The sequence below is a fragment of the Radiobacillus kanasensis genome (assembly GCF_021049245.1).
GTDB classification, from domain to species: domain Bacteria; phylum Bacillota; class Bacilli; order Bacillales; family Amphibacillaceae; genus Radiobacillus; species Radiobacillus kanasensis.
Genome location: NZ_CP088020.1, coordinates 3,851,543 through 3,878,105 on the forward strand (window position 1 = coordinate 3,851,543; position 26,563 = coordinate 3,878,105).

At 37.2% G+C, this 26,563-nt stretch carries 27 protein-coding genes; 17 read left to right on the forward strand and 10 right to left on the reverse strand.

Annotation, left to right across the window (positions count from 1 at the left end):
• Positions 1 to 63: 63 nt before the first annotated feature.
• Positions 64 to 822: a sporulation protein gene (locus KO561_RS19475; protein WP_231094964.1), complete on the forward strand. Its 759-nt coding sequence runs from the start codon at positions 64 to 66 to the stop codon at positions 820 to 822.
• Positions 823 to 937: 115 nt separating this feature from the next.
• On the opposite strand, the gene KO561_RS19480 is transcribed toward KO561_RS19475, so the two are convergent.
• Positions 938 to 1,537, reverse strand: a complete 600-nt coding sequence (locus tag KO561_RS19480) for a TetR/AcrR family transcriptional regulator (protein WP_231094965.1) — start codon at positions 1,535 to 1,537, stop codon at positions 938 to 940.
• 176 nt (positions 1,538 to 1,713) lie between these two features.
• Here KO561_RS19480 and KO561_RS19485 point away from each other — a divergent pair, with 176 nt between their 5' ends.
• The gene (locus KO561_RS19485) at positions 1,714 to 2,124 is read left to right on the forward strand and encodes a VOC family protein (protein ID WP_231094966.1); all 411 of its coding nucleotides are present in this window, start codon (positions 1,714 to 1,716) and stop codon (positions 2,122 to 2,124) included.
• A 211-nt stretch (positions 2,125 to 2,335) separates the two neighbouring features.
• Here KO561_RS19485 and KO561_RS19490 read toward each other — a convergent pair whose 3' ends face one another.
• Entirely contained in the window at positions 2,336 to 3,832 is a 1,497-nt protein-coding gene (locus KO561_RS19490; protein ID WP_231094967.1) for a malate:quinone oxidoreductase, read from the reverse strand.
• A 525-nt stretch (positions 3,833 to 4,357) separates the two neighbouring features.
• Here KO561_RS19490 and KO561_RS19495 point away from each other — a divergent pair.
• A complete protein-coding gene (locus KO561_RS19495; RefSeq protein WP_231094968.1) occupies positions 4,358 to 5,482 on the forward strand; it encodes a transposase in 1,125 nt (374 codons plus the stop codon).
• Positions 5,483 to 5,607: 125 nt separating this feature from the next.
• Here the strand turns inward: KO561_RS19495 and KO561_RS19500 are convergent, their stop codons facing one another.
• The 4 genes from KO561_RS19500 to KO561_RS19515 form a co-directional block, all read right to left on the reverse strand.
• Positions 5,608 to 6,198, reverse strand: a complete 591-nt coding sequence (locus tag KO561_RS19500; protein WP_231094969.1) for a VOC family protein — start codon at positions 6,196 to 6,198, stop codon at positions 5,608 to 5,610.
• A gap of 105 nt (positions 6,199 to 6,303) precedes the next feature.
• Positions 6,304 to 6,738: an SRPBCC family protein gene (locus KO561_RS19505; RefSeq protein WP_231094970.1), complete on the reverse strand. Its 435-nt coding sequence runs from the start codon at positions 6,736 to 6,738 to the stop codon at positions 6,304 to 6,306.
• A 379-nt stretch (positions 6,739 to 7,117) separates the two neighbouring features.
• Positions 7,118 to 8,719, reverse strand: a complete 1,602-nt coding sequence (locus KO561_RS19510) for an ABC transporter permease (protein ID WP_231094971.1) — start codon at positions 8,717 to 8,719, stop codon at positions 7,118 to 7,120.
• On the reverse strand, positions 8,719 to 9,633 hold the full coding sequence (locus tag KO561_RS19515) for an ABC transporter ATP-binding protein (RefSeq protein WP_231094972.1): 915 nt from the start codon (positions 9,631 to 9,633) through the stop codon (positions 8,719 to 8,721). The genes KO561_RS19510 and KO561_RS19515 overlap by 1 nt, the downstream gene beginning before the upstream one ends.
• A 238-nt stretch (positions 9,634 to 9,871) precedes the next feature.
• Here KO561_RS19515 and KO561_RS19520 point away from each other — a divergent pair, with 238 nt between their 5' ends.
• The gene (locus KO561_RS19520; protein ID WP_231094973.1) at positions 9,872 to 10,459 is read left to right on the forward strand and encodes a TetR/AcrR family transcriptional regulator; all 588 of its coding nucleotides are present in this window, start codon (positions 9,872 to 9,874) and stop codon (positions 10,457 to 10,459) included.
• Positions 10,460 to 11,067: 608 nt separating this feature from the next.
• Here KO561_RS19520 and KO561_RS19525 read toward each other — a convergent pair.
• Positions 11,068 to 11,253, reverse strand: coding sequence for a hypothetical protein (locus KO561_RS19525; protein ID WP_231094974.1), 186 nt, complete (start codon positions 11,251 to 11,253; stop codon positions 11,068 to 11,070).
• Between the two features lie 290 nt (positions 11,254 to 11,543).
• Here KO561_RS19525 and KO561_RS19530 point away from each other — a divergent pair, with 290 nt between their 5' ends.
• Positions 11,544 to 11,678, forward strand: coding sequence for a DUF4023 domain-containing protein (locus KO561_RS19530; RefSeq protein ID WP_231094975.1), 135 nt, complete (start codon positions 11,544 to 11,546; stop codon positions 11,676 to 11,678).
• 170 nt (positions 11,679 to 11,848) lie between these two features.
• Here the strand turns inward: KO561_RS19530 and KO561_RS19535 are convergent, their stop codons facing one another.
• Both KO561_RS19535 and KO561_RS19540 read right to left on the reverse strand, forming a co-directional pair.
• A complete protein-coding gene (locus tag KO561_RS19535) occupies positions 11,849 to 12,823 on the reverse strand; it encodes an anti sigma factor C-terminal domain-containing protein (protein ID WP_231094976.1) in 975 nt (324 codons plus the stop codon).
• The gene (locus KO561_RS19540) at positions 12,807 to 13,319 is read right to left on the reverse strand and encodes an RNA polymerase sigma factor (RefSeq protein ID WP_231094977.1); all 513 of its coding nucleotides are present in this window, start codon (positions 13,317 to 13,319) and stop codon (positions 12,807 to 12,809) included. The genes KO561_RS19535 and KO561_RS19540 overlap by 17 nt, the downstream gene beginning before the upstream one ends.
• A gap of 257 nt (positions 13,320 to 13,576) precedes the next feature.
• On the opposite strand from KO561_RS19540, the gene KO561_RS19545 reads away from it, so the two are divergent.
• From KO561_RS19545 to KO561_RS19600, 12 genes are all read left to right on the forward strand, one after another.
• Entirely contained in the window at positions 13,577 to 13,996 is a 420-nt protein-coding gene (locus KO561_RS19545) for a MarR family winged helix-turn-helix transcriptional regulator (protein ID WP_231094978.1), read from the forward strand.
• A gap of 19 nt (positions 13,997 to 14,015) precedes the next feature.
• Positions 14,016 to 14,408 carry a rhodanese-like domain-containing protein gene (locus tag KO561_RS19550; RefSeq protein WP_231094979.1) on the forward strand — a complete coding sequence of 131 codons (393 nt, stop codon included), beginning with the start codon at positions 14,016 to 14,018 and terminating at the stop codon, positions 14,406 to 14,408.
• A 230-nt stretch (positions 14,409 to 14,638) separates the two neighbouring features.
• Positions 14,639 to 15,583: an NADP-dependent oxidoreductase gene (locus tag KO561_RS19555; RefSeq protein ID WP_231094980.1), complete on the forward strand. Its 945-nt coding sequence runs from the start codon at positions 14,639 to 14,641 to the stop codon at positions 15,581 to 15,583.
• Between the two features lie 237 nt (positions 15,584 to 15,820).
• Complete coding sequence (locus tag KO561_RS19560) at positions 15,821 to 17,107, forward strand: phytoene desaturase family protein (RefSeq protein WP_231094981.1); 1,287 nt, start codon at positions 15,821 to 15,823, stop codon at positions 17,105 to 17,107.
• Positions 17,107 to 17,976 (forward strand): RNA polymerase sigma-70 factor, encoded by an 870-nt coding sequence (locus KO561_RS19565; protein ID WP_231094982.1) that lies wholly within the window; start codon positions 17,107 to 17,109, stop codon positions 17,974 to 17,976. Before KO561_RS19560 ends, KO561_RS19565 begins: the two co-directional genes overlap by 1 nt.
• A gap of 381 nt (positions 17,977 to 18,357) precedes the next feature.
• Complete coding sequence (locus KO561_RS19570; RefSeq protein ID WP_231094983.1) at positions 18,358 to 19,059, forward strand: AraC family transcriptional regulator; 702 nt, start codon at positions 18,358 to 18,360, stop codon at positions 19,057 to 19,059.
• A 188-nt stretch (positions 19,060 to 19,247) separates the two neighbouring features.
• The gene (locus KO561_RS19575) at positions 19,248 to 20,174 is read left to right on the forward strand and encodes a DMT family transporter (protein WP_231094984.1); all 927 of its coding nucleotides are present in this window, start codon (positions 19,248 to 19,250) and stop codon (positions 20,172 to 20,174) included.
• 166 nt (positions 20,175 to 20,340) lie between these two features.
• Positions 20,341 to 21,540, forward strand: a complete 1,200-nt coding sequence (locus KO561_RS19580) for a class I SAM-dependent rRNA methyltransferase (RefSeq protein ID WP_231094985.1) — start codon at positions 20,341 to 20,343, stop codon at positions 21,538 to 21,540.
• Between the two features lie 321 nt (positions 21,541 to 21,861).
• Positions 21,862 to 21,954: a hypothetical protein gene (locus tag KO561_RS20615; protein WP_408004832.1), complete on the forward strand. Its 93-nt coding sequence runs from the start codon at positions 21,862 to 21,864 to the stop codon at positions 21,952 to 21,954.
• Complete coding sequence (locus KO561_RS20620) at positions 21,951 to 22,094, forward strand: hypothetical protein (RefSeq protein ID WP_231094986.1); 144 nt, start codon at positions 21,951 to 21,953, stop codon at positions 22,092 to 22,094. Before KO561_RS20615 ends, KO561_RS20620 begins: the two co-directional genes overlap by 4 nt.
• Before the next feature lie 107 nt (positions 22,095 to 22,201).
• Positions 22,202 to 23,596 carry a DUF1565 domain-containing protein gene (locus KO561_RS19595; protein WP_231094987.1) on the forward strand — a complete coding sequence of 465 codons (1,395 nt, stop codon included), beginning with the start codon at positions 22,202 to 22,204 and terminating at the stop codon, positions 23,594 to 23,596.
• Positions 23,597 to 24,328: 732 nt separating this feature from the next.
• Positions 24,329 to 25,324, forward strand: a complete 996-nt coding sequence (locus KO561_RS19600; protein ID WP_231094988.1) for a virulence RhuM family protein — start codon at positions 24,329 to 24,331, stop codon at positions 25,322 to 25,324.
• Positions 25,325 to 25,809: 485 nt separating this feature from the next.
• Here the strand turns inward: KO561_RS19600 and yeiL are convergent, their stop codons facing one another.
• A complete protein-coding gene (gene yeiL / locus KO561_RS19605; protein ID WP_231094989.1) occupies positions 25,810 to 26,481 on the reverse strand; it encodes a transcriptional regulator YeiL in 672 nt (223 codons plus the stop codon).
• Positions 26,482 to 26,563: the final 82 nt, after the last annotated feature.

Consider the following 26,563-nt stretch of genomic DNA (forward strand, 5'->3'; position numbering starts at 1 on the left):
ATTCACGCGACATACGTATTCAGTGATAGAGAACTGATTTGATATTCTAAGAGGAGGCTATTCATGTTAAAGAAATGGTTGGCGAGTGTTGGTATTGGTAGTGCACGGGTTGATACACAATTAGCAAAAGATCAATTAACACCTGGAGAAAACTTTCAAGGGAAGGTAGTCGTGGAAGGTGGGAATACGGAACAACAAATAGACCGCATTAACCTTTTCGTTATGACAGAGGCTCTTCGTGAAAGAGATGATAAAAAATTCTATGAAAAAGTAGTACTGCATAAATTTTCATTAAGTCAATCCTTCACGATCGGAGAAGGGGAAAAAAAGGAATTCGATTTCGAATTCACGTTACCTATTCAAACTCCTCCAACTCTTGGACGTACAAAGGTTTGGATTCAAACTGGATTAGATATCCCTTCTGCCATTGATCCAAAAGATCGTGATTATATCCAAGTGCAGTCCCATCCTTCTATGAGCACGGTGTTGGATGCTATCTATAACGGACTGGGATTCCATTTACGAAAAGTAGAGATGGAGTATTCCAAGCGCTTAGGCTATATACAAGAGTTTGAGTTTCTCCCTTCTAATGAGTTTAGAGCAGATTTAGATGAGTTAGAAGCTTACTTTTTCCTTAAAGAGCATGAAATCGAAGTGGTCCTTCAAGTGGATAGACGTGCAAAAGGTCTTGGTGGATTATTTGCCGAAGCGTTAGAAATGGATGAAAGCTATGTTCGTGTTACTTTTTCTCATGTGGAAGTTGAGAAGGGGACAAATTATATAGCGGGGCAGTTGCGTGAGACGATTAGACGATTTAGTTAGTGAAAAGCCAACCATTTGGTTGGCTTTTTTCCTGAACTCCGCATAGTCGGAGATAAAGTTAAAGTACCTATTTCAACTATAATATGTTGAGAGTAATGTGAGAAGATTATGGTTTTTAATCCTCGCGTTCAAAGATACGCTCACTAATTTGACGAAGAAACTGAGCCCATTTTTCTTGGAATTCTGGTTCCTCTAACGTATGTCCTGTTATCAGTCGTGTGACATTATCATAAAGAAGCGGATAGATAGTTAGGCTAGACATCATCAAAGTAATCAATGCAGGGTCTAGCTCCTTCGGTACCAGACCCATCTCCTGTTTAGACTTCATATCTGCATTATAGGATTGAAGCACTTTCGACCTTATTTCCTCTCCGTTCACATTATGTGGTAGCTCTTCAACAGCCTCCCAGGCAGTAAACTTGAGAAAATCTCTTAGATTATTCAAATTCACCTCTAATCGAAATTCAGCGATATCCACAGGATTAGTAGGTAACGTCAAATTTTCTGTAGGCACTGCAGAAACAAAGTCCGCAATGGTTTGATTAATCAGATCATCTTTCCCTTTAAAATAATGATAAATCAGCTGCTTTTTAACTCCTGCCCGTTTTGCAATGGATTCGATTCTCGTACCATGATAGCCTCTTTCAAAGAACTCTTTTTTGGCTGCCTGGAGTATTTTCTTTCGGGTGCGTTCTGCATCACGTATTTCACCCATTGTTGTTTTCACCACCCAATTACTTTTCATATAAAAAGCGTAAAGATTAACTTAACAAAAGTCAAATAGTAGTTGAACAATACTAAATTACTACTTGACAAATGGTAAGTTAAAATTTACTATAACGGTATAACTTAACAATTGTAAAGTTAAATTGATGAATGAGGTGATGAAAAATGGCATTTAAACCAGGTATGACGTTTATTAACCTTTCTGTCAGCGACCTGAAGAAATCCATGAATTTCTTCAATGAAATGGGGTTTTCGTTTAACATGCAATTCACAGACGAAAATGCAGCTTGTATGGTCATAAATGACAATACTTTTGCAATGCTTTTGACAGAAGCACACTTCAAGAACTTCACCAATAAAGAAATTGCCAATGCAGCAACTCACACAGAAGTATTAGTATCCTTTGCAGTGGAAAGTAGAGAACAAGTCGATGCAATCTTAAAGAAGGCCATAGAATCCGGTGGCAGTCCTGCCACTGATCTAAAGGATCTCGGATTTATGTATCAAGCGGGGTTCCAGGATCTAGACGGTCATATCTGGGAAGTATTTTACATGGATATGGAAGCTCAGCAGTAAGTCCCATAAAATACTAAACCCGGTCAAGTGATGTTGTATGTCACTAACCAAGAAAATCCTTAGATTTTCACAGATTATTACGCTTCTAAAGTTTTCCCGGTGAGTTACGGTGTGGCGCTACATGAGTTTATAAACAAATAAAAAAACGTAAAGGAGAGGTCATTTGCAACCTCTCCTTTACTAGTTATATATGCCTTGGCTTCTTCATAGGCTAACTATAAACTGTTTCTCCTAGGCCAAGTGCCTGTGCTGTAGAAGTATGAATTTCTTTGAAAAACTCAGGGTTTTCCACTAGTGACAGACCATAAGAAGGAATCATTTCTTTGATTTTAGGCTCCCATTCTTCCATACGCTCTGGGAAGCACTGCTGTAGCACTTCAAGCATAACGTGAACAGCAGTAGAAGCTCCAGGGGAAGCTCCAAGCAATGCAGCAATCGTTCCATCAGCAGCAGTCACCACTTCCGTACCAAATTGAAGGGTTCCTTTTCCTCCTGCCTCTGTATCTTTAATTACTTGCACACGTTGACCCGCTACTACAATACCCCAATCCTCGCTTTTGGCGTTCGGGATAAACTCACGTAATTCTTCCATGCGTTTTTCATTCGATAACAAAACTTGCTGAATCAGGTATTTTGTCAGTCCCATGTTTTTTACACCAGCTGCCAACATCGTGAATAAATTATTCGGTTTTACAGAACGGATTAAGTCCAAATATGAACCCGTTTTCAAGAACTTCGGTGAAAATCCGGCAAACGGTCCAAACAGCAATGTTTTTTTGTTGTCGATATACCTTGTATCCAGATGCGGAACTGACATCGGAGGAGCACCAACTTTGGCTTTCCCGTAGACTTTTGCCTGATGCTGCTCTACCACTTCTGGGTTATTACACACCATAAATAATCCACTTACCGGGAACCCTCCAACACGTTTGGACTCCGGAATACCTGTTTTTTGGAGCAATGGAAGACTTCCACCCCCACCACCAACAAAGACGAAATCTGCCGTATGGTACTCAAGTTTACCGTTTTTATTATCCTGTACTTTCACTTCCCACAAGCCGTCGCTAGTACGTTTAATATCCTTTACACTATGCTTGTAGTTAACGTCAACATTTTGATTCTCTAAGTGTTTAAATAACAAACGAGTTAACGCCCCGAAATTGACATCTGTTCCAGAATCGATTTTGGTTGCCGCTATTGGTTCGCTCGGTGAGCGGCCTTCCATGATAAGCGGAATCCATTCTTTCAGTTTTTCAGGCTCATCTGAAAATTCCATTCCTTGAAATAGAGGATTGTTTGACAACGCTTTAAAACGTTTTTTCAAAAACGTTACATTATCTTCCCCTTGTACCATACTCATGTGAGGCAAAGGCATGATAAAGTCCTGTGGATTCTGAATCAGATTGCTTTTAACAAGATGAGACCAAAACTGTCTAGAAAGCTGAAACTGTTCGTTAATGTTTATCGCTTTACTTATGTCAATAGATCCATCTGGTTTTTCAGATGTATAGTTCAGTTCGCACAATGCAGAATGGCCAGTACCTGCATTATTCCATTCGTTTGAGCTTTCTTCTCCAGGTTTCCCAAGTTGCTCAAATACTTTGATATCCATTTCTGGTGCTAGCTCTTTTAGTAAGGCTCCCAAAGTCGCACTCATGACTCCAGCACCAATTAAGATTACGTCTGTTTTTCCCTGTATGTTGCTCATTGTACCCTTCCTTATCCCCAAAAATTTGCAAAAAGAGTAGGCACTCCTGCTAAGATTTCATAAAAAAGCAAGGTGCCAACTGGTACACACCTTTTCTATCTCTGTTTAAACTTTATGGTTTGTCTATAAGAATAAATATCTAATGTTATCTTATAATTATAAACTATTTCGTGTTGCTTAAAAAGTGATAAGTGCTTCCAATTAGGGGAGAAACGGAAAATCCAAGTACTTTTCTTGGTTTTTTGGGTTTAAGGTAGGATTATTGCTTTTTTCTTTGCTTTACGTGCTCTTCAAACGCAACTTAATTACTCCTCTGAAGATTTGTAGTCTTTATTTTGGTACTTGTACATATTATTTTGCAAAACGAGCCTTTTCCAACCCGTTAATATCAATTTTCTTCATCTAAACTCGCCAAGGAGACCCCAACCTAAATCTACGATTTAGTTGCGGGAGGAATTGGCGCTCTCACCCCTTTAAAAACACTTGTTCGTATTATATACTATTAATAATAGGAGGTGTAAAAAGATGCCCGAAAAAACCATTACGATCACGGCAAAAATAAAAATCTTACCAACTGAAAAAGAGAAAGAACTTCTCCTTGACACGATTCGTGCAGTGAGAGAAGCGTTGAACTATGCCTCCAGCGAAGCTTTCAATAAGAAAATTTTCTCGAATATCCAGCTACACAAACATACGTATCATCCTATGAGAAGTAAGTTCGGTCTCCGTTCTCAAATGGCTAATAGCGTGAACAAAACCGTTTGTGCCAAGTACAAATCAATGAAATCAAATGGCGTTACGAATACGAAGGTTATGTTTAAGAATCCGGAGTATGATTTAGTGTGGAATCGGGATTATTCTCTCAAAAAAGCAGTATTCTCCGTAAACACATTGAAAGGAAGAATTTCTGTCCCCTTCGAAACGAAGGGAATGGAACATTTCTTCGACGGAGAATGGAAATTTGGTACGGCTAAACTGGTCACGAAAAAGGGAAAATTCTTTTTACACATTCCGATGACCAAAGCGTTCGAAGCAAGTGAAAATATAGACAACATTGTCGGAATTGATCTAGGTATTAATTTCGTAGCGACCGTTTATGATCAAAATGGAAAAACGACCTTCTTTAGTGGCAAGCAAATTAAACAAAAGCGTGGCCACTATAAAATGTTACGCAAGCAACTGCAACAGAAACAAACAGCCTCAGCAAGAAGAAGACTATCAAAAATTGGTCAACGAGAAAACCGTTGGATGACAGATGTAAACCACTGCATCACCAAGGCACTCGTTAGTCAATATGGTCCGAATACATTGTTTGTTTTAGAAGATCTTTCTGGCATAAGAACAGCAACCGAAAAAGTTCGTAAAAGTAATCGATACGTATCCGTATCCTGGTCTTTTGGCCAGTTTAGTAACTTCATAGAATACAAGTCTTTAATGAACCAATCGGAGGTTCTGTTTGTCGATCCAGCCTATACGTCTCAGACTTGTCCGAAATGCAGTCATCGCGATAAAACAAACCGCCATAAAAAGATCCACACCTTCTGTTGTAAAAGGTGCGAATATCGTTCTAATGATGATCGCATTGCTGCGATGAATCTCTATCAAAAGGGAAGTCAGTACCTTAGAGAATCTAGCCAGCAAGCTGGGTAGATAGGGTATTTGTCAATATGCCCAGATGTGACACCACGCTGTATCAGTTTGGCAGCGAAAAGAGATAGGAGCTCTAAGAGCGTTGGTACTATCGGGTAGTCACAAGCTCCATCAAAATCTATGATTTAGTTGGAGTAATTGACGCCGTAAAGATTAAAATCAGCATATTTCACTTTTGCCTTCGCTGACTGGGCTTCACCAGGTTCATATTTGCTGACTACACCTACTTCTACGTTATCAAATATTTCTGTGTAGAACGTTATTGCTTCTTCCGCCATACCACATGATTCCCCGGAGAAAAGCATATTTGGCGTAATCTTTTGTGTAGTCTGGCCTTCATCTACCAGCATCAACTGCCACGACAAACCATATCTATCCCTGACCCAGCCATACCATTTGCTAAACGGATACTCCCCAAGTGGCATTAATTCAGCCCCACCGTCTACTAATGCCCTCCATTTGACATCTACTTCTTCCACACTGTCGCAAGCTACCATTAACGATATAGTAGGATTAAATGTGAAGTAAGGACCTGCACTTATTGCTTGGAATTCCTGCCCAGCAAGTTTAAAGCTTACTATTTCTGAATCGCCAGAAGGAGTGTCTTCCAAAACGGTCACATGTAATAGCTCTGAATTCTCAAATAGACCAATATAAAACTGAGCGGCTTCTTTAGCTTCCTTGTCGTACCATAAATGCGGAACTATTTTTTGCATAAGATTCCCTCTTTACAGTTTATTTTTGTACCAAATTGACTAAACTTCTCCGCTATACTAGTTATCTTAAGGCTATTATCCGAAAAAATGTCGGTGATTCTAGTTCTAAGATGTTTGGAAACTCTCACTATACTTTTTGAAATTATCCAGAATTGACTGCCATCCTGTCTTTTGCATCTCCATGGAATTGGTGTCTTCCGCTTCGAAGGTTTCCATTACTTTCGTGTCATTATCCCGAGCAATAAACGAAATTTCAACCTTCCTACCGTCCTCCATCGTGTAAGAAATTAACTCATGTTGCTTCACTTCATCATAAATGCCAGTAAAATCAAATCCAAAGCTACCGTCCTTCGCTTCCATTCTTGTAAGGAATTTGCCGCCAGTCCTTAAATCATTTTCCGCTTTTGGCGCATGCCAATCATCCGAAGCATTCGACCATTGCTTGATATGCTCTGGTGCCGTCCAATACTCCCACACTTTTTCAACTGGTACATGAACAGTGGTTTCAACCGAAATAGTTTCCTTCTTACCCGTTTCCATTATGAACACCCCGCTATTCTAAATTTTAGCTTAATCATATATGTAATCGTTTTAATCTTCAATGAGTATTTTGGGGTGTTAAAAATCACTTCCATTTTTTAATTGAAACTACTGCCGAATAAGATGTATCATCCTTGATATAATTACTACAATGATACCTGAATCCGTTTAGAAGACTCTGATGACATGTTCTTTGACAGTTATTTTTAAAGTTTAAAAGATGATTTCCGAAATCTATCGTGCAGAATCGGGAATCATCTTTTTATTTTCCATCATTTTTGTCTTCTTATCTTTATATAAAGGTGGCTAATGGAGTTTTTCCTGTAGTCTTGTCCATGCGATGGTCCTTTATTGGTGGTCTTTTTATTTACAAAATCGGTTAACTTTCTATATCCCGTCTATTATATCCGATAAAACCAATGACTGTTACGACAGCTGCAAAACTTATTAACAAAATAATCGGCATCCATGTCATATCCTCAACAGGAATCTGTGGAATATGCCCAAATGGAGTCAGTTGGCCAACCCATTCTGGGAACTGGAATAATCCACCCATGTACAGTACGACGAAGGAATAAAGGACATATAACCAAATGAAACTAGTCAATTTTGGCCTAAATCCAATGAATAGAACAGCAACACTAATCATTACAAGTATAGCTGGATAATAGACGAGCCCCATTCCATAAATGGTTTCAAATGGAAAAGGCTCTTCCATAGCGGATGCTCCAGCAGCCCACAAACCGATTGCAGCAAGTGAGATCATTACAAATCCGTTCGTAACGGAAATGATAAGAAAACTTGCCATAAGTCGCGTTCGTGAAACAGCTCTCCCTAGTAGATGTTCTATACGCCCCTTTTTTTCTTTCACATACAATTTATTCATAGCCATTACTGGCGGTATTGTTGCAAATATCGATATAACCATCATGATCATCGATACAAACTGTTCTGTAACGGAATGCCCTCCATTAGTCACGAACAACTGCTTCATCATATCATTTCCTTCAAAGAAGGAATCTAGATCCCCTAAAACGGAACCATATGAGGCACCAAGTACAAACATTCCGATTGCCCAAGATATCGTTCCGGTTCGCTGTAATCTTACTCCTAAACCAATTGGACCTTGGAGAAATACAGAAGCATATTTTTTACCAGGCCTTGACGGTAACAAGCCAGCCTCTAAATCTCGTATTGCATTTAAATAATTGGCTACCATAAATAGAATAATTGATACACCTAATAGGACTAGAATCGGCCACCAATGATTATCACCGTAAACTTCCGCTTTCGTTACCCAACCAAGTGGGGAAAAAAGGCTTAGTGTATCATTACTTACATCTCCAATCCCTCTGATCATATAAGCAATCAAAAGAATTCCAATAGAAAAGCCAATCGTCCCACGGGAACTTTCTGAAATCTGTCCAAATACGGCTGTAATACTAGTGAAGAAAATACCAGTTGCCCCTAAGGTAACTCCATATAATAGTGATCCCTCTAAATCCATACTCTCAATGTTTAGTGCATAAAACCCAAAACCGATAATAGCAGCTAATAATATATTAAGAATGACGTAAACCAATAATGTTGCATTCAAATTAGATAGCCGCCCTACCGGTAAGGAACGAATCATTTCAACGCGTCCGTCTTCCTCATCCCCACGTGTATGTCGTGTTACTAGAAGAATGCTCATCAACCCAACAACTAATGCGGTTAGAAGTAACATCTGATGTGCCGTCATGACACCAAGCGTATAATTACTTAAATCAGCCGGTCCTACCATAGCGGTCATTGCAGGGTTTTCCATTGTTTTTGCCATTACATCTCTCTGCTCTTGGGAACCATATAGTTCCGTGAAGGCTATAGGTACCATAAATGTAAAGAAGCAAATTCCAACGAACCATAACGGAATACGGATTCGATCCCGTCTAATAATTAATTTGGAAAGGCTCCCTATCCCATTCAGATTTGTATTAGCCATTAGGATTTCCCCCCTGCTCCTGTCTCCATTTGTCCTTTTCCTTCATAGTGACGCATGAATAAATCTTCCAGTTTTGGCGGAGTGCTTTCCAACTTCATAATTCCAAATTGACTTATATGTTTAATCACAGCATCCAAATCTTCGGTATCCACTTGGAAAGACAACGCTCCATCCTTTTCTTCTATCTCATGGATCCCTTTTAATTCTTGCAATGGAGTGATGGCCACTTTTGTCTCCACTAGTAAATTCGTACGTGTCAAATGGCGTAGCTCTTTTAACGAGCCCGACTCAATGATCTTACCTTGTCGAATAATTCCAACTCGGTCACATAACTTCTCTACTTCAGATAAAATATGACTGGATAGAAGAACACTCTTACCTGCATGCTTTGCTTCCATGACACATTGTTGAAAAACTTGTTCCATTAACGGATCTAGACCTGATGTTGGTTCATCAAGTATATATAGGTCGGCCTCTGAGGAAAAAGCAGCTACAAGCGCAACCTTTTGCCGATTTCCTTTTGAATACGTACCACATTTTTTCGATGTATCTAAGTCAAAGCGCCTTATTAATTCCTCACGTCTGCTTTTATTATTTCCTCCTCGGAGCTTTACGAATAAATCAATCACTTCACCACCAGTTAAATTGGGCCATAAATTAACATCCCCTGGTACATAGGCAATTCGCTTATGGATTTCTACTGCATCTGACCATGCATCCTTGCCAAAGATTTTTGCCTCGCCTGCCGTTGCCTTCAAAATACCAAGTAACACGCGGATAGTTGTTGATTTACCGGCACCATTAGGTCCAATAAACCCGAAAACTTCTCCTTCCTTCACTTCCAAATTAACCCCATCTAATGCCATAAACTTTCCAAACTTCTTTGTTAGTTGGTTTACTTCTAATACACTCATTTTTACATTCTCCTTCTGTTAGAAGACTTTTTTTAAAATCCATTTACTATCATCGATAGACCACATACTTAAAAAGCAACAATTTAGTCTAGGGTGTCAATTACGCTTGTATATTATGAACTATTTTAACTTACTTAGTTCATAATATACAAAAACAAGAGGTTATGCAATATACTTATGAACTCCTTTTATTGTTTTATTACAAAATTTTTATTAAACTATGAACGAGGTGAACGTAATGGACGGATTTGAGCGTCGTAGAGAATTAAAGAAAATGGAAATATTAAAGGCAGCCCTATCCTTATTTATGAAATACGGGGTTCAAAAGGTTTCCGTTGCAGAAATTGCAAAAGAGGCTAGTGTTTCTCAGGTAACCATCTATAACTATTTCGAAAATAAGCATAAATTAGTTACTGAGGTCATTACTTACTATGTGGATAAAGAGTGGGCTAGAGCCGAGGAATTACTCGAAAGCGATCTTCCTTTTCCTGAAAAGATAAAACAAGTCATTTTTCAAAATGCAAAAGTTGCCAATGACATTCATGAGGACTTTTATGAGTATGTGATGAAGGAATACGCAGGAGAGAATAATTATTTCGAAACATTTTATGTTGAAAAAGCCATGCCTCGTTTAAGTGCGTTTTTTCAATCAGGCAAAGACGAAGGATATATTGACTCCACCATCTCTAATGAAGCAATCCTCGTGTACATTCAGATGTATAGTGATTACCTTTCGAATGAAGAAGTATATAAAAGAACCCTTCACTTAAGCGAAGACTTAACAAAGCTCTTTTTCTATGGAATTGTTGGTAAAGGGGCTAATTAAGTTGCTTCTTCAATCATAATCTTGTTTATATTATAAATATGACATTGTACAATAGACGATACGAATAGCCAAGATGACTAGGTCTTTTATTAAAAAATATACGTAGACTAGGTTGATTTCCGCTGCGGGTAGTCGCTTTCCGCGGGCACGGCCAGGCGACTACTGCGAGTTTACTTCTTCGCTGCCTTGTCCCGAGGAAGCCTACTTCGAAGCAACACTAGAAGACGCAGGGACATCCCCCTCCGCTACAATCAAAGTGCGAAATGCTTTCAAGTGCTCCTATTATTTTGCAAGAAATAGAGTTATTTATTTTTTCAGCAATCCCTAACTCAACATTAGTGCCACCATTCTAGCATAGGGAATATACAGGGATTCCTAGAAAATAAAACAATTTTCTTCGCGCGATGTAATGTTTCCGAAGCCTTCTTTACCCCGCGAGCCCAAGGAAATGAAGTATATTTCCGGAACAAAGGCATTCCACTCCTAGTTTCGAGCTGAATTATATACTCCCTCTTTCGATAAAGGAGACCAACTTATAATTCTGTTGATTGTACAAAAAAGGTCCTACACGCCTGATGGGGTGTAGGACCTTACATTTTATTAAGTAGTTACTCGCCAGATTCTTCTTCTGTGCCTTCTTCGCTATTTTCTTCTGTTTGGTTTTCTTCGGTTTGATTTGCATCTGTTTCTGTATCTTCTTCAGTGTCACCGCCGCACGCTGTCAAAACTCCACTTACTGCAATTACTGCCATGAAAGCCATCAACCATTTTTTCATTTTGCTCATTTCTTGCATCTTTATTGCCTCCTTTTAATAGTAGCTGAAGTAGCTATACTCCAATCATACAACAGGAGTAGCAAGAGAATGTCTCATTTACCAATTGTTTACATAAACAAAAAACTACATTTACGTTTTTAATATTGGTATTACGTATTGTTATTGCTCCCTATTGATTGTCCGTAAAAGAGGAAGGATTTCCCACTATTTGAAAATTAAAAAGATGGTTTTGATATCTCTAAAACAAAAATTGTATTAATTTTTATCAGAAGGTTAACTTAACATTGAGTTTATAAGGAGGTATTTCTATGGACAATACACATGACTTCGTAGAAAAAATGAATGAGAACCAGAGAAAAGCAAAGAAGAACAAGAAGAATCAAGGAAATGGTCGCCCCAGTAATAAACTGCCTAGTAAGCAGCACAATAATAGTAACAGTTAACGGCTTGCACTCTAGCACCAGTATGCCTGTATCGAGCAAGCTTATCCCCCATTAGAGACCATAAAAAAGAGAACAGATCTTTCGGACATCTCTCTTGTGTCTAACTAACTCAAGGGTGAATGGTTTTCAAACCCATCACCCTTTTTTCATTTCACTTAAAGCTGGTTTTCTTAATATTGATTTGTCGTCGCTCCTAAGGTAGCAGCTCGTATTACAGAAGCGTCATTATATTTTTTTAAGTCACTTGGTTTTCCAGTAACAACAACACCAATAATGTTAAGATTTTTAGGTTCCAATTTAACTTTTCCATTTTTAGTAATGTTATTATAAATTTTATTTGCTTCATTCTGATAACTTCCTCCATCTGATTTCATCATTTGAAGGATAGATATAAAGTTAGATGCAGGCATAGCCTTAGGATGAGTATTATATGGAAAACCATATGCTTCAAACCCATTTACAGTATGTCCTCTAGTAAACTGATCGTCTCCATTTAACTCGTTATGTTCGTCTATATCCTCTTTACTAAAGGTGTCTACCCAATACCAGGCTATATGCTCTTTAAAAATACTATTGACTTCTTCTATCGTATATCCCTTATCAAAAGAAAATGCCATTTCTACAACGGAGTGTTCATCGATGTGATTGAGTAGCTCTCTATCATCAAAAACTTCCTTATAGGTTACTTCTGGATGATAAAATTCCATTACTCTTTCTCCTTGGTAATACAAAGGAATCCTTTCATCACTGATACTTCCTGATCCTGAGGGACCATCGTTCGTAATCAATCTTGATGTTCCCAAGATGGTAAAGACCTTTTCTTCTTCCCCCCATGGAATCGGAACCCCACCAACCTTTTTAACAAGCTTTGTTTTTGCTGTTGCTGAAATGGGAGAGTAATTATAGGTCGTGCCTTGTTCTTCAACATTTGCTCCCACAATTCCATTCCAAGATAGATCCAAATTGATTTCCTTTTCCATTTTCATTTTCATTACTGTATCCCCAATAAAATAAAGACCAGTTAAAACAACTAAACTTATCACTAAAGAAATGAGCACCATTTTTATCAATGAGCGCCTCTTTGCTTTTTTCATCAACTTCTCAAACTCAAGATCCTTCGGTATAAATTCATTTTCCTTGCTCATGATCATACCTCCTATATTGTTGAATAAATTCTTTTCTTGCACGGTGCAAAACGGTCTTAACCGACCCTTCTTTCATGTCATACAAATCTGCTATCTCTTGAACCCTCAATCCCGTACTATATTTAAGAAGAAGTAATTGTCTATATTTTGGTTTTAATCTTTTTAACAGTTCATGTATGTCTTCCTCTAATTCACTTCGTAAGACGGCCTTCTCTGGTGTATCCTCCTCAAGCAATTCTGTTAGGTTGAATTTCAATAATACATCTCTCCGCCTAGAATTCTTGCGAGTCAAATCATAGTACTGATTTACAGCCACTCTAAAAAGCCAACTTTTTATATTAGTAACTTTAATGGAGTCCATATACTGTAGGAATTTATAGGCAGTATCCTGAATAATATCTTCTGCATCTTCCTTTGAAGCACCCATCTTTAAAAGGTAAGAGTAAACAAATTTCAATATTTCGTTGAGTTTTATCCCCATCATGGAATCATTCATTTCAGACCTCCTACTTTAAAGACGTCTTACATGTAAAAAGGTAAACAAGATTTCTCTAAATTATAGTTAATTTCTTAAGGATAAAAGAGTTTTCAATACATGCCCAATCCTTTAATTGAAATTTTATATGCGATACGCCTCACATCACCGTTCTAATTATGGTAAAGCACCACAATATAAATTCCCTTGTTTTTTAGTAATTAATCAGTTATACTGATTATAAATTTAACTGATTAAAATAGGAGGTGAAAATTCACTTGAATAAATGGAATCAATCTTATGGTTTTTTGCTTGGAAAGGTTCTGCAGCAAATGGAAAGTAAGTTTGCTGAAGGACTTACCCCATTTCATATTAACGCAAGACAATATGGAGTACTTTTATTTATTCAGGAAAACCCTTATTCTTCACAAAGAGATATTTCTGAAAGCCTACAAATCGATCGGACAACTATGGTGAGTCATATTGATCATCTGGAAGCTTTAGGATTTGTTGAGAGAACCAGGAACCCTACTGACAGAAGATCCTATAGCCTTATGATTACTGAAAAAGGGAATGATGTATTAGACTCTCGGTGGGAATTCTTAATCGAAACAGAATTAGGAGTTTTAGCCCCTTTAGAACAGAGTGAGAGGCTATTACTTAAAGAAATTCTCATTAAAATTTGGAAGTCACTTTAAATATCAGGAGGGAATAACGATGAACGCACTTGATTATTTCAATGCACGTCTTGAAGGAACCATAAGCCCTATGGATTATCAGAGGTCAAAAGAAATGGATCCAGAGAAATACTTCTTAGTTGATGTCAGAAACGGCCCGAATCATGTGAAAAATGTAATCATTAAGGATGCTTATGTTATACCAGAACAGGAATTAAAGAATCGTTTAAGTGAAATACCGAAAGATAAGGAAATTATTGTGTATTGCTGGGATGTTTGGTGTAACACTGCTGCTAAAGTAGCAAAGTTCTTACTAGAAAGAGATTATAAGGTTAAAGAGTTAACCGGGGGTATATCAGCATGGAAGGAAATGAACTTCCCTGTTTCAGAGTCCATTCAAAAGGATAGCCCGATTGATCATTGTGGATGCTGAGATAAGACAACAAGATCAATCTAATAAAAATAATGGAGATAGATTGAAGATTAGATACTTTCTAATCTTCTTTTTCTATTTATAAATTTTAAGCATATTAGTATTTGTCTATTGCGGATTGTGGTAATAATAGCAACAGATAGTGGGAGAACTATCTAAAAATCAACTAACATATTGGTCGTTGGATATTTTATTAAGGGAATACTAAATCGACAAGGAGTGATCACTATATGCAGACTAGAGCTGTCATTATTAATCAATATGGAAGTAAAGAGGTATTAGAAGATGGTACCGTAACCCTACCAGAATTGGGAGAAAATCAAGTATTGATTCGGGCAAAAGCCACTTCCATTAACCCAATAGATTGGAAACTTCGTGAAGGGTACCTGAAGCAAATGTTTGACTGGGAGTTCCCGATCATCCTTGGTTGGGATGTTGCTGGGGTTATTGAAGCTGTGGGATCGAATGTAACGGATTGGAAAGTTGGCGATAAAGTATTCGCCCGTCCAGAGACAACCCGCTTCGGAACGTATGCAGAGTACACGATAGTAGATGAACATCTTTTAGCCAAAAAGCCTGCTTCTATTTCCTTTGAAGAAGCTGCGGCAGTTCCATTGGCTGGAATGACTGCATACCAAGGTTTGTTTGATCACGGCAAGCTAGAAAAAGGAGAAAAAGTACTGATTCATGCAGGGGCTGGTGGAGTTGGAACCTATGCCATTCAACTCGCGAAAGAAGCTGGAGCGTACGTGTACACAACTGCTAGTCCAAAAAACCACGAGCTTCTGAAATCCCTAGGTGCGGATGAAGTGATTGATTATCATACAACCAATGTTAAAGATGTGTTGCGTGATATCGACCTTGTATTAGATACAATCGGGGGTGAGACTCAAAATGAGAGTTTCGATGTCCTTAAAGAAAACACCAGTAGAATGATTTCTGTCGTTGGGGAGCCTGATCAGGAAAAAGCAAAGAAAAAGAATGTTGTAGCAAAAAGTATGTGGCTTAATCCAGAAGGAGAACAACTAAGTAAATTAGGGAAGTTATTAGAAGAAGGAAAAATGAAAAGTGTGATTGGTAGTACACATCCATTATCACAGCAGGGGGTTTATGATGCACATGTGTTGAGTGAAACGCATCATGCAGTAGGTAAGATTGTGATTACGGTTGAGTAATAGGAAATAGCATAAAAATTGAGAGACCAAATCCATTATGAATTGGTCTCTCAATTTTTATAAAGTGAATTTGGATTTAACCTATGAATCCCACCCAAAATAACATAAGAGATGTATGTATGAATAAACCCAGTGAAGCTGAGAAATTATGAAATTTATTAACAAGATTAAAAGGATGTCACAATTATCCAACCTAAGTCGTCTTGATTTATAAAATAGCAAACAGGAGGTTATTTTATGACTCAAAATTGGGACGTTATTATTGTTGGTGGAGGATTAGCAGGTTATGTTGCGGCGAATTATTTAGGTAAGAACAATCTATCTGTATTACTATTAGATAAAGGAAAAACAACTGGTGGGAGGGCTAAGACAAATAAAATAAATCAGCAATACTTTAATATTGGCCCGCACGCCCTCTATAAAAAAGGAAAAGCCCACTCTATTCTTGAAGAATTAGATATTACACTCCATGGAAAATCACCTAAGTTAGATGGAATCCTTTTGGAAAACAAAACGGAATTCGCTGCACCTTTTTCTCCTCTAGGACTTTTTTCTACAAATCTTTTGACTTGGAAAGAACGTATAGAATGGGGCACGGTATTGTGGAAATTGATGAATACAAATCCTGATAAGTTAGCAAACTTAACCTTTCATCAATGGGTTAAGGAAGTGACTAATTCTAAAAAGATAGAATCCTTACTATATACACTTGGTAGACTTGCAACCTATTGTCATGCTCCTGAAGTAATGAGTGCAAAAGTGACGGTATCGCATTTAAAAAATGCAATAGGAGGTGTACGTTATATAGACGGCGGTTGGCAAACGATCATTGATCAACTTCATAATCAAGCCATTCTTTCAGGCGTTCAGGTTCAACCAAGCACGCTTGTAAAACAAATTGAATCTGGGGAACGAAAGCCATTTAAACTGGTTTTATCCAATGATGAAGAAATCGTTGGAAAGTATGTGATTTATACAGGTGGTCCTCGCGAATGGAATGAGATGTTACTGGATGAAGGTTTACTTGAACATAATGGCTTTTTGGACGAAATATTGCCAATTAGGGGGGCAACCCTAGACGTTGCTTTAACAAAGCTTCCTAACCCTAAACACCTGTTTGCAATGGGCATCACGGACCCTCTTTATTATTCTGTACACTCCACTTATGCTCAGCTTTCTGACGATCCGACTAGTACCGTTCTGCATGTACTAAAATATCATCACCCAGACGATCATGTGGATGGATCAAGTGAAAAAATCAAACTTGAACAATTTTTAAGCGCCATACAGCCTGGGTGGCAGCAATATGTCATAACACAACGCTTTCTCCCAAACATTACCGTGAATCAACGATTACCCCAAGTAGGAGATGAGTCCAAGCTACAACGTTTTAAAACGCAAATAGCAGGACTATATTTTGCAGGAGACTGGGCTTCCCCCAACTACGTGTTGGCAGAAGGAGCAGTTAGCAGCGGAAAACAAGCAGCAGAGGATATTATAATAAAGCAAAAGGAGAGAAGATAGTGCAGATTACGAATGAAGAATATCAACAATTTAAACCTTTGTTATTTTCATTAGGTTATAGGTTGTTAGGTTCGGTAATGGATGCAGAAGATATCATGCAGGATACCTTTTTGAAAGCGTCCATGTTAGACGAACAGCAAATAGAAAATAAGAAGGCCTACCTTTGTAAAATGATGACAAATCGTTGCCTTGATGTATTAAAGTCCCCAACTAGACGAGATCAATATATAGGACCATGGAATCCTGAGCCACTAATACTAGAAGGATTGCCCACTGATGATCCCACGGAATTAATGATACAAAAAGAAGGATTAAGCATCGCATATTTACGCATGATGGAACATCTAACCCCCGATGAACGGGCAGTCCTTCTTCTAAGAGAAGTATTTGATTTCCCCTATTCCGAGATTGCTACCATGTTAGAAAAGCAAGCAGAAAACTGCAGAAAGATTTTTAGTAGGGCTAAGCAAAAGATTTCATCCGTGGAACATGAGAGCTTAAACTATGAAACGAATAAAACCATCGTTAACCGCTTTATTGAAGCGTTTCAGAAGCAGCATACGGACGTTTTGATAGAACTTATTTCAGAAAACGTTACACTGTTTTCAGATGGTGGTGGAAAAGTTAATGCCGCTGTACGTCCCATTTCACATTCAGCCAACGTATCTGCATTCTTATTTGGTATTTTAAAAAAAGTGCCGGAAGACTTTTATTTTGAAGTTCAAAATATTAATCATCAACCCGCCATCATGATGTATATGAACGGGGCATTACAAAGCATTCTTAGTTTTTATATTTACAAAGACAAAATTAACGAAATATATATAACTATGAATCCTGATAAATTGCCGCTTGTTAAAGCAACGTGATAGAAATATTTTTCATGGATGAGAGCTCCTATCCATCTTTTCACCGCGTTCCGAAATTGGAACCCAATTTGCTGTTAACTTTGTCACGTTTAAACTCCACGTTAACTGGTAAACTAGTAAAAAACATTAGATAGGAGCTAAACCATGTCTAGGACGGATTTATATAGTATAGGGGATCATTTATTGGGGCATTCTCCAACGCTGTTTTTGCCTTTTAAATAACTACACGGAACCGTATTACAAATAGTGATAAAACAGAGAGTAGAAGTTGTGATTGGAAAAGAAATTCTAAATAACTCGTACTCCCTCTTTTTCAAATATCTTTATACATACTTTGTTTAGAAGTATAATATCTTAAAATAAGTTTTAGGGGGGAGCCAAATGGAAAAATTCAACCAAGTAACGTGTGAGAAAAGATCATATTCCAGAGATTTTAAATCTCATCAACATGAATTTGGTCAATTTCTTTTTCCACTACAAGGCTCCTTAGATATAAAAACGAAGTGGCAAGAGTTAAATCTTAACTCTGATTACTGTTTTTATCTTCCACCAAAGTTGAATCATAACTACCGATCTAAAGACAGGAATGAATTTTTAATATTAGATATTCCAACACAATATTTGCCAGAAGATACTAGCAGCATGTATATAATGTTGGATAAACAATGGGCTTCTATCCGTTATTTACTATTAGAAGAGGCGAAGAGTCATGAAAATCCTTCCTCCTTAGTTGATTTGACTAGATATGTGACCAACAAACTACAAATCTCTAAACCTCCTTCTATTCAATATATTCATAAACACTTTAAGGAGCCCATAAGATTAGAAACTTTAGCGAAAATAGAACATTATCATCCAGTATATTATTCATCATGGTTTAAACAAAACACGGGGAAAAACCCTAGCGTGTATATAACCGAACTTCGATTGAGAGAGGCTAAGCATCTGTTAGCTTCAACAGTATGGTCCATGACAAAGATTAGTGAGGAATTAGGTTTTGGAAATTCTTCATCGTTTACAAGATGGTTTGTGAGATGTGAAGGAATGCCTCCGCAAAAATATAGACTTCTTAATGATGGATAAAAAGGATATTAAACTTGGTAAAGAAACTTTTTGTAGATTTCTTTATACTATCAGAAAGTATAAGTTTTAATGATGATAGTATAAGTGCAACTAGGCCTCTGTCTGCGCCTAAAGGCTTGCCAATCGGCAAGTTTTCTTTACCATAAGTTTAACTATTCTTTTTATCCTTTTTTATGGAGGTGAGCAAAATGAAGGGAAAATTGTCTCCTTTTCTAGTATTGCTAGCAGCAATGCTTTGGGGGACCACGGGTACAACTCAAGCACTTGCACCAGATACAGCACATCCAATTGCTATTGGGGCAACACGCTTAGCGGTAGGAGGTTTATTTTTATTATTGATTGTCCTAGTAAGAGGACAATTGAATTTTAAAGATTGGCCAATCAAGACAACGATACTGGCTTCCTTAAGTATGGCATTGTATCAACCCTTATTTTTCTCCGCAGTTGCCATAACAGGGGTGGCCATTGGGACTGTGGTAGCAATCGGGAGTGCCCCCATTTTATCAGGCCTTTTAGAATGGATGTATTTAAAAACTCGTCCATCAAAAGTTTGGTGGTATTCTACTTTCCTATCCATATTAGGATGTCTCATGTTGTTTATAAATAAAGAATCCATATATGTAGACCCCGTTGGAATATTATTGGCTTTAGGGGCTGGATTATCATTTGCAGGTTATACGCTTGTAAGTAGAGATATGGTTCAAAAATACTCATCTTTATCCGTGATTGCAGTAGTTTTCACACTTAGCGCAATCTGTTTATCGCCATTTTTATTTGTTTTTGATATGTCTTGGATAACAAGTTTTCGAGGTGTGGGTGTAAGCCTGCAACTTGGAATTATGGCAACAGGGGTAGCATATTTCCTTTTTGCTAAAGGGCTTGCCCATGTTTCTTCATCAACTGCAGTCACACTTGCGTTGGCAGAGCCATTAACAGCGGCGTTATTAGGGGTTTTCCTATTAGGAGAAGTCTTAAATATAACTTCTTGGTTCGGGATTTTCCTCTTAATACTAGGAATAGGAATTTTAATAGGCTCGACCAAAAAGTCAAATAGCCAAAAAGAACTTAGGAAAAGTCCACTACCAGTTTATGATGAGGAACCTTACCATAAATAGATACGGTTTTTAAACGAGTGGCTGTATGAAAGTGATTTATCAAGTATGTAAGGCTCTTTATTTTGTGGAAGAATGGGGTTATACAAGATGTGATTGGGCAAGATTAACTAAGTAGTTTATGTGCGGAGTATGTGTTAAAATTTACCTTTAAATAAGGATGGTGTATATGCAGACAGAATATATTTTAAAGGTGAAACCAAAGTATGAAAAATCTTATAAGAGTGGCTTTCCCCTAATTTCTAAAGAAACGATTCAAAATATACAAGAAGGAACAAAAGAGGGAACGATTTTTCAGCTTGTTGATAAAAAGGGTCAATTTATTGGAAAAGGTTACTACGGGAAACAAAATAAAGGCTATGGCTGGATTCTTACTCAAAATGTAAATGAGAAGATTGATCAATCCTTTTTTGAAAGGAAAATACAAACGGCATTAGACAAAAGAAAAGGTTTTTTTAACAGTAAAGAAACAAATACTTTTCGGGTTTTTAATGCTGAAGGAGATGGCATTGGAGGCCTAACCATTGATTACTTTAATGGGTATTTTTTAATCAATTGGTATAGTGAAGGTATTTTCACTTTTAAAGATTACGTCATGGATTCATTGAGACATTTAGTAGAATATGAAGGCATTTACGAGAAAAAACGCTTTGACGTTGGCGGAAAATACATAGAAGAAGATGGGTTCGTAGAAGGAACAAGAGGTACATTCCCAATTATAGTAAAGGAAAATGGTGTGAATATAGCCGTATATTTAAATGAAGGAGCTATGGTCGGAGTGTTTCTTGACCAGCGCGATGTGAGAAAAACCATTCATGATCAGTATGCAAAAGGAAAAACGGTATTAAACACATTTTCCTATACAGGGGTATTTTCTGTGTTCGCAAGCCTAGGTGGGGCCAGTAAGACAACGAGTGTGGATCTCGCTAATCGAAGTCTATCCAAGACCATGGAGCAGTTTAGTGTGAATGGAATCGATTATGAAGCCCATGATATTATTGTGGAAGATGTATTTCAATATTTTAAATATGCAGTAAAGAAAAAGAAAACGTTTGACCTTGTCATTCTTGATCCTCCAAGTTTTGCAAGATCTAAGAAATCCACGTTCAGTGCGGCAAAAGATTATAAAAACCTACTCAAAGAGGCAATCCAAGTTACGGAAAAAGATGGGGTTATTGTGGCTTCAACAAATAGTGCCGCCTTTAATATGAAAAAATTTAGAATGTTTATTGACCAGGCATTTAAGGAATCCAACGTGACGTACAGCATAAGAGACGAATTTTCACTACCTTCTGATTTTAGGACTTCCAAGCAATATAAAGAAGGGAATTATTTGAAAGTGGTTTTTATTCAGAAGCACTATGATTAGAGATAATAGATGTATATGTTTAGTCTTGGAACAGGAGAACTATCACCATTGCTGCTTCTGTCTCATTACTTAATCCTCATGCTATTATGATACTATTGGAGATATTGGAACTAGTTCATTGCTTATACAGGATATGATAAATGGGTGTTTACCGTAAATAAAACAGGTAGATTTCGGTCCAATAATAGAGTTTTTATTAATACTTAATAGTAAGAAATACCCTAGATAAAGGCTTATTCCATGTTAACAAAGGATATAAGCCTTTTAATCGTTTCTGTTATAATAAATGGTAAAATCAAATAGCGAAGGAAGTAAAAAATAATGACTCCATTACCTAATTGTCCAAAATGGCACTCCGAGTGTACATATGATGATGGGACTTTTTTAGTTTGTCCGGAACGTGGGTATGAATGACAGCCGACACGGAATCGGATATAGAAGGAGATAGCGACGTTATCAAAGATGCAAATGGGAATGTATTGTTTGATGGAGATCACAAATGGATTGCAAAATTACTGGATTTGGTTGGTCCAATGAAGTTTCAGAATTTATGAGAAAGATCTAAACTCGTATGTTTGTAGTTGGCCATTGATAGTGCTCTACTGTTAAAGTCTATCAGAAACCACCCATAGAAAAATTCAAACAACTAGGAGTAAAAAAAGTGAAAAATTTAGTGTTGATTTTCCTTGCTGTAACAGTAATCATTCTTGTTTTAATCGTATTTAAAAATAATAATGAACAACAAGATATTTATGTAGCTGTAGATGGAAATGATGAACAAGATGGGTCAAAATTATTGCCATTACGTACATTGAAGAAAGCTGCATCAATAGCGGAAGCAGGGACAACCGTCCACATACGCGAAGGAATCTACGAGGAAAAGCTTGTTGTTCAACATAGTGGCACAAAGTCAAAAGAGATTATTTTTAAGCCATATAAAAATGAGCAGGTTATTCTAAGTGGTAAGAATCTTAAAATTGAGGAAGGCGATACTTCCATCATTACAATAGACAATAAAAACTATGTGACTATTAGTGGCTTGATCATACAGGATTTAAAGACTGATTTAGCCGATGAGACAGTTATAGGGGTTTTTGTGACTGGTTCAAGCAGTCATATTACACTGGATAGTAACCATGTGCAGCGAATTGAAACCCATGCAGAAGAGGGGAATGGTCACGGTATTGCAATATATGGAACAGGCTCAATGAAAGATATCACGATCACAAACAATATAGTAGAGGACCTTAAGCTTGGAGCAAGCGAAGCACTTGTTCTGAACGGCAATATTGATGGGTTTAAAATCGAACATAATCTAGTGCGCAGGAATAATAATATCGGTATTGATTTGATTGGATATGAAGGAGTGGCATCCGATAAAAAAGCCGACTTTGTCCGAAATGGTGTCGTCTCCCATAATACTGTTCATAATATCTCGACGTACGGCAATCCAGCATATGGAGAAGAGTATAGTGCTGGAGGAATTTATGTTGATGGTGGAAGGGATATAACTATTGAAAAGAATACGATATATCAAAGTGATATTGGGATTGAAGCTACTTCTGAGCATAAAGGTAAATATGCAGAGAACATTGATATAATAAATAATACAATCTATGAAAACTTTTACACAGGTATAGCGATAGGGGGATACGATGAAGAGCGTGGCGGTACAATCCATTCCTTTATCTCACAAAATAAATTATACCGAAATGATACAAAGGGGTTAGATGGTGGACAACTTATGATCCAACATGATGTAAGAAATAATACGATTGATCAAAATATTCTCAGCGCAGGTCCCTCTCGTATATTTATTGCTAACTATTTTACAACCAATGAAAATAACGAGCTAAGACATAATGTGTTTCATAAGGAAGAGGGAGAAAAAGGTATATGGGTATGGAAAGACGAAGATTTCGCTACTTTCTCGAAGTTCAAAATTGCTTCAAATAGTGATACGGAAACGAGTTATATAGATCCAAATTATGTGGATCCTAGCTCGCATGATTTTAGATTAAAAGAGGATTCACTTGCAAGAGATATAATTGAGTGACCGTGTGGGTACTTCCAGTCAAAAACCCTGGCTTATTGCCAGTTTTTTTATTTAGCTGCTATTTGATACTGTCTTATAACAGAAAGTTACTATTCTTAGTATCTTCTCTGCATTCTTCTAACATGATCGGAATGGAAAGGAGAACCGTCAACTTCATTAACCACACTAAATGGGTTACCATCTAAGTCAAAAGAATCAAAGAATTTCATTCCACTAAAATCATCAATTTATTTACTGGAATAAAGATACTCCCTATTTTAAACATAAGCCTTTCTTCCTCCTTTGCATCTAGAATCGGGTTTACAAAGTTGTCAGGAGGCTGATAATGATCCACCCAACGTGCAAGATGTGATTTTATTAGTTTCTGATGGATCCGTTATAAGCCCCGTAAAGGAAAAAGTGAAGTTCCCCCTTAGGAGTTGTCACTATAGACAGTCTTTTGTTTCGTTTAAATCTAACCACGGTGAACCTTATCACAAATAGTGGTAAAGCAGAGAATGGAAATGGGTTAAGTAAGAATGTATTAATACAAGTTAAATAATAAAATATCCCCTTGAACATTTGCAAAAGTTTGAAGGGGTTCTTTTATATCAAAAGATAATTTGTAAGGAATGGATGCGGAACAAACGTTCCCTTTTTATTAAGTTATCCATTGTTTAAATGGTATAATAGTACATATTAGAAGGTTTAGAAGGTAGGTAAGTGAAATTTCTAATAAAAGGGAGTGATGAAATGGAAAATGAAACTAATATACTAATCTATCAAACAGAAGATGGAAATACAAAGATAGATGTTAGATTGGAAAATGAGACAGTTTGGATGACACAAAAGGCAATTGCGGAATTGTACCAAAAAGGAGTAAATACAATTAATGAGCATATTAAGAATATATATGCAGAAGGAGAACTTCGGGAATCGGCAACTATTCGGAAAAACCGAATAGTTCAATCTGAAGGCAAGAGAGAGGTTGAACGTGAAGTAGCATTTTACAATCTCCAAATGATTATCGCGATTGGATACAGAGTTCGTTCTCACCGAGGTACACAATTCCGCCAGTGGGCTACTAAACGTTTAAATGAATATCTAGTTAAAGGTTTTACAATGGATGATGATCGTCTTAAAGATATGCGTAATTTTGGGCAAGATTATTTTGATGAACTGCTTGAACGGATCCGTGACATTCGTTCTTCTGAAAAAAGATTCTATCAAAAGATTACAGACATTTACGCTACATCTGTTGACTACGATCCTAGAGCAGAAATCACACAAGAATTTTTCGCAACTGTTCAAAATAAACTTCATTTTGCAATTCATGGTCAAACTGCGGCTGAACTTATAGTAGAGAGAGCAAAGGCAGATAAGGAGAATATGGGTCTTACCGCATGGACAGGCGATAATGTGCGAAAAAGAGATGTAACAGTTGCCAAAAATTACTTAACTGAAAAGGAACTGAAATCACTCAATCGTATTGTCACCATGTACTTAGATTATGCTGAAGATCAAGCGGAAAGACAACAGCCAATGCATATGAACGATTGGATTGATAAACTAAATGCCTTTCTTCAGTTTAATGATCGTGAAATTCTTGAAAATGTAGGAAGAATTTCAAAGTCTGTTGCCGATAAGTTAGCCATTCAAGAGTATGAAAAATTTAATCAGCATCGTTTAAATCAAGATACTCACGATGACTTTGAGCAGTTTATCGAATATAAGAATTTAAAGAAATAAATCTCCAGTTCTCCACCACACGTTATCCGGTAAAATTGCTTAGTTATGAAACGCGAATAAGTATCATAAATGGCATAATGAAGGCAGAAAACAGCCACTAATGGAAACTGAACTGTATCATTAATAGAGGTAAAACAGAAACGGGGACAGAGTTCCTGTCTCCCGTGTCCCATTAACTGAACCCACAAAGTTACACGTAAATTCTTATGTTGTTATTTAGGGTATGGTTCCGGTTATAAATTGGGCTTCTACCTTATAATTCTATCCTTAATTGTTTGTGATGGTAGAAATCGTTATTCAAAACCTTTTGAAACTAGTGTTCATAATCTGATTTTTTATCAGGATTATATGTAGTAGTAAATGCACTTTTTTAGTTTTTTCCCAAAGACTACCCCACAAAAACCACATTGATCTATTTTTACTACCTTAACCGTTTTGACATCAGATGAACCGAAGTCCCCGGCTTCCGGAACATATAATTCATATCACTTATTCTTCAACACTTCAGACAGCTGCTTTAACGATTCATATTCGTTTATCCGATAGCTCCGCCCTTCCTTTCTCAAATAGCCCTTATCACAAAATTGAGTCAAGACATGCAGCAAATGCCGGTAGGATACGCCTAAATAATCACAAACCGTAACATGCTTCTCCTTATAAATCCCTTCGTCTGCTGTTTGTAAGATAAAGTCGGCCAGTCTATTTTCCAGAGGAAATGCTAGACTTTGTGTGTACTTTGCTGCCATGGATGTTGACTTTACACTCAAGAACTTAGCTAATTCTCTTAGAAACTTTGCATCTTCTAGCAATTGATTGCGATAGATATAAATAGGAAGTGCAAAACAGATGGTGTTCGTTGATGCTTGGATCCCTTTTGTATAGTACTCATCATTTAATAGCTCCATTTCCCCAATGAAATCCTGTTCTCTCACAAAGTTTATTAAGGAAACTTTGCCATTTTGGTGGGTGATATATATTTTGGCATTCCCCTTTATCACGTAAAACAAATATTTCGGTCTCATGCCTTCTTGAATAATCCAATCATCCCGCTGATATTCATGTATCTCGATAGACTCTTCAATTGGACAGGAAAATAAAGGAGCAATCGAGTACTTCTCCAAATAGAACCGCTTCTTATCTTCTTTATAAATTTCCATCTTTCACCTCAAAATAGGAGATATCTCATATTATTTGTATGTAACTCCATGATATCATGCAATCCAAAGAGAGGGGATACGA